Here is a 10,889-nt window from a genome sequence, read left to right on the forward strand (position 1 = left end):
ATAAGAAATTCCCAAAATCTTGTCAGAAAAAGTCAATAAAAGTTGGGCTTGACTCTTGACTCGTTTGTTCCTGGAACAGAAAAAACAAGAGCATGAGAAATTCAGCAAATATTGTCAGAAAAAGTTAATAAAAGTTTGGCTTGACTCCTTCTGGTTTATTCCTGGAATAGAAAAAACAAGAGCATGAGAAATTCAGCAAATATTGTCAGAAAAAGTTAAGTCAAGCCAAATCTTGACTCTTGACTGGTTTATTCCAAGGAGAGAAAAACAAGAGCATGAGAAACTCACAAAATCTTGTCAGAAAAAGTCAATAAAAATTTGGCTTGACTCTTTACTGGTTTGTTCCTGGAACAGAAAAAACAAGAGCATGAGAAATTCAGCAAATATTGTCAGAAAAAAGTAAGTCAAGATTTGATTGACTCCTTCTCGTTTGTTCCTGGAACAGAAAAAACAAGAGCATGAGAAATTCAGCAAATATTGTCAGAAAAAGTTAAGTCAAGATTTGATTGACTCCTTCTAGTTTATTCCTGGAACAGAAAAAACAAGAGCATGAGAAATTCCCAAAATCTTGTCAGAAAAAGTCAATAAAAGTTGGGCTTGACTCTTGACTCGTTTGTTCCTGGGAAATAAAAACAAGAGCATGAGAAACTCACAAAATCTTGTCAGAAAAAGTCAATAAAAGTTGGGCTTGACTCTTGACTCGTTTGTTCCTGGAACAGAAAAAACAAGAGCATGAGAAATTCAGCAAATATTGTCAGAAAAAAGTAAGTCAAGATTTGATTGACTCCTTCTAGTTTGTTCCTGGAACAGAAAAAACAAGAGCATGAGAAATTCAGCAAATATTGTCAGAAAAAAGTCAATAAAAATTTGGCTTGACTCCTTCTAGTTTGTTTCTGGAACAGAAAAAACAAGAGCATGAGAAATTCAGCAAATATTGTCAGAAAAAAGTCAATAAAAATTTGGCTTGACTCCTTCTAGTTTGTTTCTGGAACAGAAAAAACAAGAGCATGAGAAATTCAGCAAATATTGTCAGAAAAAAGTCAATAAAAATTTGGCTTGACTCCTTCTAGTTTGTTTCTGGAACAGAAAAAACAAGAGCATGAGAAATTCAGCAAATATTGTCAGAAAAAATAAGTAAAAGTTTGGCTTTATAGCAATCTAAGCAAAGGTTAGGATATTTCTAAATTACCAAATTCATTCATAGATTATTTTTGACTTTTGCATGACTGACTTTTGTCTTGCACCTAGCGCTATACTCCTTCTTTATTTTCCCTATCCTTTCTAAAATTAGACAGTAAAACCGTAAATCAACTTAATTAATAGTAGCTCAAAAAAAATAGAAAATGGCATTAACAAACCCTCCTGAAAGTGCAGCAGAAAATTTCCATAAAAAAGCAGAAGCTTATTTAACAGAAAAGAAATTTGACGAAGCGATCGCCTCCTGCGAATTAGCGATAAAAATAGAAGAAAATTATTTTCCTGCCTACAAAACTTTAGGGAATGCTTGGCAAGTACAAGGAAAATTAGCAGAGGCAGAAAATTGGTACAAAAAGGCGTTAGAAATTAAATCAGATTGGCCGGAAGTATATGCTAATCTGGGTAGTTTATACGGTATGCAGCAAAAATGGCAAGAGGCAGTATCCTATTATCAAAAAGCTGTAAGTCTCAAACCAGATTTTGCAGGAGCTTATCGGAATATGACAAAAATATGGCTAGGTTTGGGCAACCAAAAATCTGCTACATATTGTCAGTATAAGGCATTGTCTATAGAACCAGAAAAAGCTACCCCTGACGAGTTTATTAATTTAGGAAAAAATCTCGAAAAACAAGAGAGTTTAAATGAGGCAATATCTTGTTATCGCATGGCAATTAAGTTAGATAATAATTCATCAGAAGCTTATCAAAATTTAGGGGAAGCTTTAAAACAGGGAGGAAAGTTGGAGGAAGCGACAGTTTGTTTTCGGAAGGCAATAGAATTAAAAGCAGCGAATACAAAAATAGAGAATTCAGATGATATTTCATCAGTTAGTCAATACAGTTTAATTTCTAGTCAAGAGTTAAATCCGGGAGATACTTTGGTAGGCAGTTTAAAGAATAATCGGGTAAATGGTAATGATACTCTGGTAGCTTCTGAACAGATAAATAATATGTCTCCCCAACAAACTTTGCCGACGATTAATATTGAAGATATAGAAACTTATATAGTAGTGGCAGAGACTTACGTTAACCAGAAAAAATGGGAACAAGCAATTGCTGTAAGTCAGAAAATTATTTCAATTAAACCAGAACCCAAAGCTTATAAAATAATCGGCAATTCTTTACAAGCTTTGGGTAAATTATCAGAAGCATTAGATTGGTACAAAAAAGCATTAGAAATTAAGCCTGATTTTGGGGAAGTATATGCAAATATAGGAACAATATTTGCTCAACAAAAACAGTGGGAAAAAGCTATACAGTCTTATCGAAGAGCAATCGCAATTAAGCCAGACTTTGCCGGAGTATATAGAAATTTAGCGAAAATTTATACTCAGGTTGATCGGTCAACAGACGCAGCAGAATATTTATATCAAGCATTAAGATTAGAACCGGGAAAAGCGACCGCCGAAGAATTTTTATTTACAGGAAATAATCTGAATGAAAATGGTCAATTAGAACAGGCGATCGCTTGTTATGAAGAAGCAATTAAGTTAAAGCCTCAGTTAGTAGAAGCTAGTTATAAATTAGGAGAAATATTAATTCAAAACGGGCAGTGGGGAGAAGCAGTTGTTTGTTATCAAAGAGTAATATCTGCTAATCCCAAGAATTTAGAAGCTTATGAAAAATTAGGAGATGGTTTATTAAAGCAGGGGCAGTTATATCTGGCTTTACAGAATTATCAAAAGGCTCAACAACTGGAACCAAATAATACAGAATTTAAGCAAAAAGTTGGAGAAATTTACTACAGATATGGGGAAGTTTTCCAAGAACAAGGAAAAGTAGAAGAGGCAGTCAAAGCTTATAGTCAAGCAACAGAAAATTCTCCAGAATTCGATATACCTTATGGAAAATTAGGGGAAATTTTCTCGCAACAAGAAAAATGGGAAGAAGCTGCCAAAGTCTATCAAAAAGCAAGTGAAATAAAATCAGATAATTCTTGGTACCACAATAGTTTAGGAGAAGCTCTCAAGAAATTAGAAAAATGGGAAGAAGCTGTGACAGCTTACCGGAAAGCAATAGAATTAAATCCCAACTTTTCTTGGTCTCATAATAATTTAGGTGACTGTCTATTAAAACTAGAGAAATGGGAAGAAGCTGTGACAGCTTACCGCAAAGCAATAGAATTAAATCCCGACTTTACTTGGTCTTATATTAACTTAGGAAATACTCTTTGGGAAATAGGAAATTGGCAAGAAGCAATAGACCCCTATAGTCGAGCAATAGAATTAAAAGCAGATTTACCAGAAGCTTATCAAAAATTGGGAGATGCTCTGAAAAAACGCGCTGAATTAGATTTAGAAGAATCAATTAAATGGTATAAGAAAGCCATAGAAAATAATCCCGATAATGAACAACTTTATCACAAAGCCCTAGAGGTTAAGCCAGAAGACCACAAACTTTATTTACAACTAGGAAATACATTAGTAAAAAAAGGGAAAACTCATGGAGCGATCGCCTTTTATCAGTTAGGTTTACAAATTAATCCAGACGATACAGAAATTCAAGAGCAACTACAAAAGATATTACCTAAAAAAAATCATTTTAGGGAACAGGGAACAGGGAACAGGGAACAGAAAACTGTTACTCTTAAGTCATCAACTTCTCCCATAGTTGAAAAAAAGGAACAAGAAATAAGAAATAGGGAAGAGGTAAACTTTCCTATTTCTCAATTACCTTCTCCAACGATTGAAAAAAAAGATTCCTATCAATTATGGCTCAAAGAAAACTTACCTAACTCAGACAAACTAAACAAAATGTCGGAAAACTTAGAGACTTTCCGATACCAACCATTAATTAGTATTATCCTGCCAGAAAAAAAAGCATCCCCAGACATTCAAGAGACAATTGAATCAGTAATAAATCAAATTTATCCTAACTGGGAACTTCACTATATTGCTGACAAACTCCCCCAAAATATAGAACCAGAAAACAGAATCAAATTAGTCTTAAAACGTGAAAATCAAGATATTGCCACAGACTTAAACTCTGCCTTAGCATTAGCAACAGGAGACTTTATTACTCTATTAAATCCTGACGATCTATTAACCCCAGACGCTCTCTATCAAATGGCATTATTTCTGAATAAACATCCAGATGCAGATATGATTTATTCAGACGAAGATAAATTGACAAGTCAAGGAAAATTAACCCAACCATATTTTAAACCAGATTGGTGCCCCGATTCATTTTTATCCCGAATGTATACAGGTCATTTGTGTATATATCGCCGAGAATTATTGGAAAAATTGAACGGTTTTCGAGTCGGATATGAAAGTAGTTATGAATACGATCTAATTCTTCGCTTAACCGAAGTAAGTCAAAAAATATTCCACATTCCCAAGGTACTTTATCACAACCGAATCTCTGAAAATCCACTAGAAATAAATCAAACAATCTCAGAAGAAACAGCAAAAAAAGCATTAACCCAAGCATTAGCAAGAAGAGGAGAAATCGGAAAAATTTATAGCGTACCTAACCATCCAGGTTTTTATCAAGTTCGTTATCAAATTTCCGATAAAAAATTAGTCAGTATTATCATTCCCACCAGAAATTTAGGAAATATTTTAGATAGATGTCTAGAGTCAATCTTTACTAAAACCACCTATCCAAATTATGAAGTAATAGTAATTGATAATGGCAGCGACGAACCAGAAACATTATCCATTATTGAAGAGTGGAAAAAGAAACAACCAGAACGTTTCAAATCTTACGAACTGAATATTCCTTTCAACTTTTCCAAACTCAATAATTTTGCCGTAGAAAAAGCAGAAGGTGATTATTTACTATTCTTAAATAATGATACAGAAGTAAAAACCGCCGACTGGTTAGAAGCAATGGTCGAACAAGCGCAAAGAGAAAAAATAGGAGCTGTCGGAGCATTATTATTATATCCAGATAATACAATTCAACACGCCGGAGTTGTATTAGGAATGCGGAGCGTTGCAGACCATAGTCACCGAGGTTTTTCTCCTACTAATGCTGGGTATAAAGGTCAAATTATTTCTATCAATAATTATTCTGCCGTAACTGCCGCTTGTTTAATGTGTCGGCGAGAAGTATTTGAACAAATTGGAGGATTTGATGAAGAGTTAGCAGTAGCATTTAATGACGTAGACTTATGTTTAAAAATGCTGCACAAAGGTTATCAAAATATTTATCTACCTCATGCTGTTTTATATCACCATGAATCAAAAAGTCGGGGAGTAGAAAATACCGGACAAAAACAACTCCGTTTCCAAAAAGAAATTAAAGATATGAAGCAAAGGTGGAAACATTTAATAGACGAAGACCCTTGTTATAATCCTCATTTAACTCGACAACAAGAAGACTTTAGTTTAAGGATTCAAACAAATGTAGAAGTTGCTGTTTCTATGTATGAAAAAGATTCAGAAATAGTCGGTTGTTCTATAGATGTACCATTACCAGGAATAAAGAAAGATATTAGTTCTATTTCTATTGGGGGATGGGTAGTTGGAAAAAAATCTCCTCCAGTTTCAGTAGAATTTATTTCTGGAGGTAAAGTAATCCGAGAGGTTCCTGCTAATTTACATCGTCCAGATGTAGGAGAAATTCATCCAGAATTTCCAGAAGCTAAATATTGTGGTTTCTGGGGAGAAATAGAAGTAATTGAATTTGCGCCAGAGATAAAAATTTCCTTAGAAGCTATCCTTAAAGATGGTTCTCATGTCCGAGTGGGAATGGTAAATTTGAAGTGTCCTAATTTGTTGTAAGCATTCAGCTATTAGCAGTCAGCTTTCAGCTTTCAGCTTTTTAATTAATGAAGTAAGCACTTAACTTCTACTACTAGACTGAGACAGCTCAAACTGTGCGTTAGATTTTTTCCTATAATTCTCGTTATGGCAAGATTTGAGGATTTTTTTCTAATTTACTATTTAAGGTGTGTCAGTCGAGTAGAAAAATTTGACTACCCATCCCCACGCCGGGGGTGCTTCAGAAAATGCAACGACTGTTGCTCTTGAGGTAATAAAAGAGAAATTTGACTATCCATCACCGCGCCAAGTGCTTCACAAAATGCAACGACTGTTGTTCTTGAGGTAATAAAAGAGAAATTTGACTACCCATCCCCGCGCCGAGGTGCTTCAGAAAATGCAACAACTATTGCTCTTGAGGTAATAAAAGAGAAAATTTGACTACCCATCCCCGCGCCGAGGTGCTTCAGAAAATGCAACGACTATTGCTTTATACGCAACAAAAGAAAAATTTGACTACCCATCTCCGCGCCGGAGTGCTTCAGAAAATGCAACGACTATTGCTTTATACGCAACAAAAGAAAAATTTGACTACCCATCCCCGCGCCGAGGTGCTTCAGAAAATGCAACGACTGTTGCTCTTGAGGTAATAAAAGAGAAATTTGACTATCCATCACCGCGCCAAGTGCTTCACAAAATGCAACGACTGTTGTTCTTGAGGTAATAAAAGAGAAATTTGACTACCCATCCCCGCGCCGGAGTGCTTCAGAAAATGCAACGACTGTTGCTCTTGAGGTAATAAAAGAGAAATTTGACTATCCATCACCGCGCCGAGTGCTTCACAAAATGCAACGACTGTTGCTCTTGAGGTAATAAAAGAGAAATTTGACTACCCATCACCGCGCTTGGGTGCTTAAAAAAATGCAAAGACTGTTGTTCTTGAGGTAATAAAAGAGAAATTTGACTACCCATCACCGCGCCTGGGTGCTTCAAAAAATGTCTCGACTCTTGCTCTATACGCAACAGAAGAAAAATTTGAGGATTTATCACCGCGCCGAGTGCTTCACAAAATGCAACGACTGTTGCTCTTGAGGTAATAAAAGAGAAATTTGACTACCCATCACCGCGCCTGGGTGCTTCAAAAAATGTCTCGACTATTGCTCTTGAGGCAACAAAAGAGAAAATTCACTACCCATCACCGCGCCCTGGGTGCTTCAAAAAATGTCTCGACTATTGCTCTTGAGGCAACAAAAGAGAAAATTCACTACCCATCCCCACGGCCTGGGTGCTTCAAAAAATGTCTCGACTATTGCTCTTGACGCAATCAAAGAAAAATTTGACTACCCATCACCACGCCGGGGGTGCTTCACAAAATGTAGCGGCAATTGCTCTTGACGCAATCAAAGAGAAAATTCACTACCCATCCCCACGCCTGGGTGCTTCAAAAAATGTCTCGACTCTTGCTCTTGACGCAACAGAAGAAAAATTTGAGGATTCATCACTTTTACTATCAAAATTTCAGAAGAAAACTTGATAATTCTTACTAATTTTCCGAAAAAATATGATCGACGAATTCTCCCTCCATACCTATTCCCTCTTTTCTAGAGACATCTAATTGAAAACAGTAACTCTAACTGAATAGGAAAATTATTATCCTCACATTTGCTATCAACTTTCCCTCTAAAAATTTGATAATTCTTACTAATTTTCCGAAAAAATATGATCGACGAATTCTCCCTCCATACCTATTCCATCTTTTCTAGAGACATCTAATTTAAAACCGTAACTCTAACTGAATAAGAAAATTATTATCCTCACATTTGCTATCAACTTTCCCTCTGAAAACTTGAGAATTCTTACTACTCCAAATATCCCAAGGAATAGGATTAATTTCTTCACCTGTTAAAACCTTAATTATGTAACAACCAAATGCTTTTGCAAGAAGTGGTGGTACAGCATTACAAATTTGCGTGTAATTTTCAATTGTCTTACCCTTAAAAATAAAGCGATCGGGAAAAGATTGAATACGAGCGCATTCTCTAGGAGATAAAAATCTATGTTCTTCAGGATGAATAGAAGTCATTCCTCTTGTCCAATAAGCAGTATAAGAAGGAATATCTTTTTTTGCCCTTCTATATCCTCCACAATAAGCAACTTTATTTTCTTGATATTTATCTATAAAAACCTTCATTCATTCTCCCATAGGAACAGACCTAATTTTTTCTAAAATTCTTTGACTATGATTTTGAGTTGTGTGATTTTCTACATTTTTGCTCCCTTCTCTTGCCCAAACTTGATATGCACATTCAGGCAATTTATCATAATCAAAAATCCCTACTTTTTCCCCAATCCCTACTTGAGGTAAATCGGATATTGCTTCCCAAATAGTAATTGCTTTTTCTGTACCTAAAACTTCACCAAATTCTGAATGAGTTGTCTGTGGTTTTCCTGGTTTAAATTCTTTCGCTCCTATAACAAAAAATCTTTGACGTTTTTGTGGAACTCCGTAATGACTAGCATCAATTAAAAATGAATTCCAGTAATAAGACATTGAATTAAGACGATGCTCAAGAGCTTGATAATAAACACCATTATATAGTCGCTTAAAACCAGGCACATTTTCAAATATCCAAACTTGAGGAGATAATTTTTCTACAAGATTAAAAAACGTCCAAACTAAACTATTTCTAGGGTATTTTTCCTTTTTATAGCCCTCATTACTAAAACCTTGACAGGGAGGAATACCTACAATTAAATCAGCATTAAATAGGTCTTTATTTGGATTAAATTTAGTTAAATCTAGGCAAGATATTTGATTACCTAAATTAGCTTTAGCTGTACGACAAGCTGATTCATTTATATCATAAGAACCTAAATGTTTAAATCCAAGCATTTGTAATCCGCAACCCCAACCACCTGCACCACTAAAAAAGTCAATATAAGTAAGATTCATAAATACCATTCCTTTTGGGCTAATGTTTGTAATTGATTTTGCAAAGTAATTATAGGTTTATTTTGAGGAGATAAAATATTAAACCACTCTGACTCAATTTGTTGAATATTTTTACTAAAATAGTTAACCAAAACTATATGTGCATCACGCAATATACGAACTTTAGTAAACTGATTTATACGTTTTGATGAGCGTGGAGAATCATAACTAGAAAGAAAAGCTTTTTGAACTGATTCAAATTCAGGTAATGGTTCTAAAATTAATTCCCTGACAAATTTTGCTAATCCTTCATCAGTCAAAAATAGTAGCCAATCATAGGAATGTTTTAATACTAAAAGTTCCTTATTTGGATTATCTGATGTAAACCAATTTCCATGATTACTGGCAATACCTATCGTTAATATAAAGTTAGTTAAATCTGTTACAGGTGCATTATAAATCATTTGATTTAGAGCTTTTTCATAAGGTTTAATTTCAAAATTACCATCTGGTTTTGCTAATGCACCAAAAACTTTTCCATCAACAGAACGAATTTTTTGCAATGATGAAACGTGCTTTGCTACATAAGCACCTTGTTTAGCTTTTTCTATAGTTGTTGGACTTTTTTTTTGCTCCTTCCTCAATTCCTACACGTTTACACTCAAATATGGCGAATGGATGTAATTTTAATATTCCTATCTCTACTATTACTTCTTGCTCACTATAAGATTTTAAATCGCATAACGCTAGTTTATTTTCATTAATATTTCTGCCAATTAAACATCTATTTTTTTGTAACAATCCTCTACTTAATATTTGATTATCAATCAAATCAAAGTTTTGCAAAAGTTCCGATATATCCTTAGAGTTTTTGACTAACTTTTTAGAAGTTAATGGCAAGATATTAGGATTGATTATTTCGTATTCTTGACAATAAATACATGGATGAATTCCAAATTCAACATTATGAGTAATTTGAGTTTGCCCAAATTCTGGAAGACGTAGCTCAATCGTAACATCAGAGGAAAGATTCCATTGACGAATTAGATAATAAGTTATAATCTCAACAATTGTACCTAAAGCCCGTCCTGCTGCTTTCTTTTTCTCTAATGTATGCTTAAATACGCTCTGAGCTAGAACTTTTTGAATTTGATCGATTGAGCTATAAGACACTAAATAACCTCTTTTAAAGATATTTATACTTTTTCAAAGTAGACTCTGATCATTAATTTAACCATATTTACCCTAAACATAGTTTTATCTATTTATTTGAAATCACCTTAACCATAAGGATGAGGTAAAAATTACCAACCTAAGAAATATTTATCCGGAACTTACTGTCTCATCTTAGAAGTATCAAACAGAAAGAAATAAACCAATTAATTTCTGGAGAACTTTAGATGAATATTCAAACTAAGCTCAATAAATTTGTTCGTTTCAGTTTAGTTGCTTTAACTGCTACTTCTTTATCTTTTGCAACTATAATTCCTGCAAAAGTTGCTTTTGCTGAACCAATACGCCAGCGCAGTGTAAGTCCTGGTGTTATAAATGAAGGGATGAACGGAACATGGAATTTACAGTGGAAAGTGAACGGATGGTTACATAGAGGTCGTTTAAGAATGGATGGAAATTTTGGAACTATGATTGTGAATGTAACTGGACCTAATGGTAGGAGAGTTTACGCTGAACAACAAATGAATATGGTTCCTAATAGAAATGGTTATATTCTTAAAGGTAGTAGACCTACTTATCCTGGTAGTAATGCAATAAACCGTGAATATCAACCTGATAGTTTTTATGTTGAATCAGGTTATCGTGGTAGTTGGAAAATGAGAAATTGTTCTGATTATCATGGTTGTATTCCAGTCAGGATGACAATAATTGATCGATAAATTCAATCAAGTTCAATCAAGTTATTGTAGGGGTTGGTTTGACAAAAAAAACTTTCAACAATTAATAATTAATAATTAATAATTAATAATTACCTCTCCTTGAAAACGGATAGGATTGACGAACAGGAAAAATTTTTTCTTTTTTCCCCTTAAAAGGGA

At 34.3% G+C, this 10,889-nt stretch carries 11 protein-coding genes; 5 read left to right on the top strand and 6 right to left on the bottom strand.

Annotated features, from left to right (window positions below):
* Positions 1-1,343: 1,343 nt before the first annotated feature.
* From F6K22_RS17590 to F6K22_RS17600, 3 genes are all read left to right on the top strand, one after another.
* Complete coding sequence (locus F6K22_RS17590; RefSeq protein WP_293100392.1) at positions 1,344-5,927, top strand: tetratricopeptide repeat protein; 4,584 nt, start codon at positions 1,344-1,346, stop codon at positions 5,925-5,927.
* A gap of 190 nt (positions 5,928-6,117) precedes the next feature.
* Entirely contained in the window at positions 6,118-6,255 is a 138-nt protein-coding gene (locus F6K22_RS17595; RefSeq protein WP_293100395.1) for a hypothetical protein, read from the top strand.
* A gap of 88 nt (positions 6,256-6,343) precedes the next feature.
* Positions 6,344-6,556 (top strand): hypothetical protein, encoded by a 213-nt coding sequence (locus F6K22_RS17600; protein ID WP_293100398.1) that lies wholly within the window; start codon positions 6,344-6,346, stop codon positions 6,554-6,556.
* 23 nt (positions 6,557-6,579) lie between these two features.
* Here F6K22_RS17600 and F6K22_RS17605 read toward each other — a convergent pair whose 3' ends face one another.
* Positions 6,580-6,729, bottom strand: a complete 150-nt coding sequence (locus F6K22_RS17605; RefSeq protein WP_293100401.1) for a hypothetical protein — start codon at positions 6,727-6,729, stop codon at positions 6,580-6,582.
* Positions 6,729-6,899 (bottom strand): hypothetical protein, encoded by a 171-nt coding sequence (locus F6K22_RS17610; RefSeq protein WP_293100404.1) that lies wholly within the window; start codon positions 6,897-6,899, stop codon positions 6,729-6,731. The genes F6K22_RS17605 and F6K22_RS17610 overlap by 1 nt, the downstream gene beginning before the upstream one ends.
* 304 nt (positions 6,900-7,203) lie before the next feature.
* On the opposite strand from F6K22_RS17610, the gene F6K22_RS17615 reads away from it, so the two are divergent.
* Entirely contained in the window at positions 7,204-7,440 is a 237-nt protein-coding gene (locus tag F6K22_RS17615) for a hypothetical protein (RefSeq protein ID WP_293100407.1), read from the top strand.
* Positions 7,441-7,680: 240 nt separating this feature from the next.
* Here F6K22_RS17615 and F6K22_RS17620 read toward each other — a convergent pair whose 3' ends face one another.
* Genes F6K22_RS17620 through F6K22_RS17635 form a run of 4 tightly spaced genes read right to left on the bottom strand, consistent with a single transcriptional unit; the run spans position 7,681 to position 10,011 of the window.
* Positions 7,681-8,097 carry a DNA cytosine methyltransferase gene (locus F6K22_RS17620; RefSeq protein ID WP_293100410.1) on the bottom strand — a complete coding sequence of 139 codons (417 nt, stop codon included), beginning with the start codon at positions 8,095-8,097 and terminating at the stop codon, positions 7,681-7,683.
* Positions 8,098-8,859 carry a DNA cytosine methyltransferase gene (locus tag F6K22_RS17625; protein WP_293100413.1) on the bottom strand — a complete coding sequence of 254 codons (762 nt, stop codon included), beginning with the start codon at positions 8,857-8,859 and terminating at the stop codon, positions 8,098-8,100. It abuts the gene before it with no gap.
* Positions 8,856-9,482, bottom strand: coding sequence for a hypothetical protein (locus F6K22_RS17630; RefSeq protein WP_293100416.1), 627 nt, complete (start codon positions 9,480-9,482; stop codon positions 8,856-8,858). Before F6K22_RS17630 ends, F6K22_RS17625 begins: the two co-directional genes overlap by 4 nt.
* Complete coding sequence (locus F6K22_RS17635) at positions 9,436-10,011, bottom strand: hypothetical protein (protein WP_293100419.1); 576 nt, start codon at positions 10,009-10,011, stop codon at positions 9,436-9,438. The genes F6K22_RS17630 and F6K22_RS17635 overlap by 47 nt, the downstream gene beginning before the upstream one ends.
* A 227-nt stretch (positions 10,012-10,238) precedes the next feature.
* Between F6K22_RS17635 and F6K22_RS17640 the strand changes: the two genes are divergently transcribed.
* Positions 10,239-10,730 (top strand): hypothetical protein, encoded by a 492-nt coding sequence (locus tag F6K22_RS17640; protein WP_293100421.1) that lies wholly within the window; start codon positions 10,239-10,241, stop codon positions 10,728-10,730.
* Positions 10,731-10,889: the final 159 nt, after the last annotated feature.

It is taken from the genome of Okeania sp. SIO2F4, assembly GCF_010672385.1.
GTDB lineage: Bacteria > Cyanobacteriota > Cyanobacteriia > Cyanobacteriales > Microcoleaceae > Trichodesmium.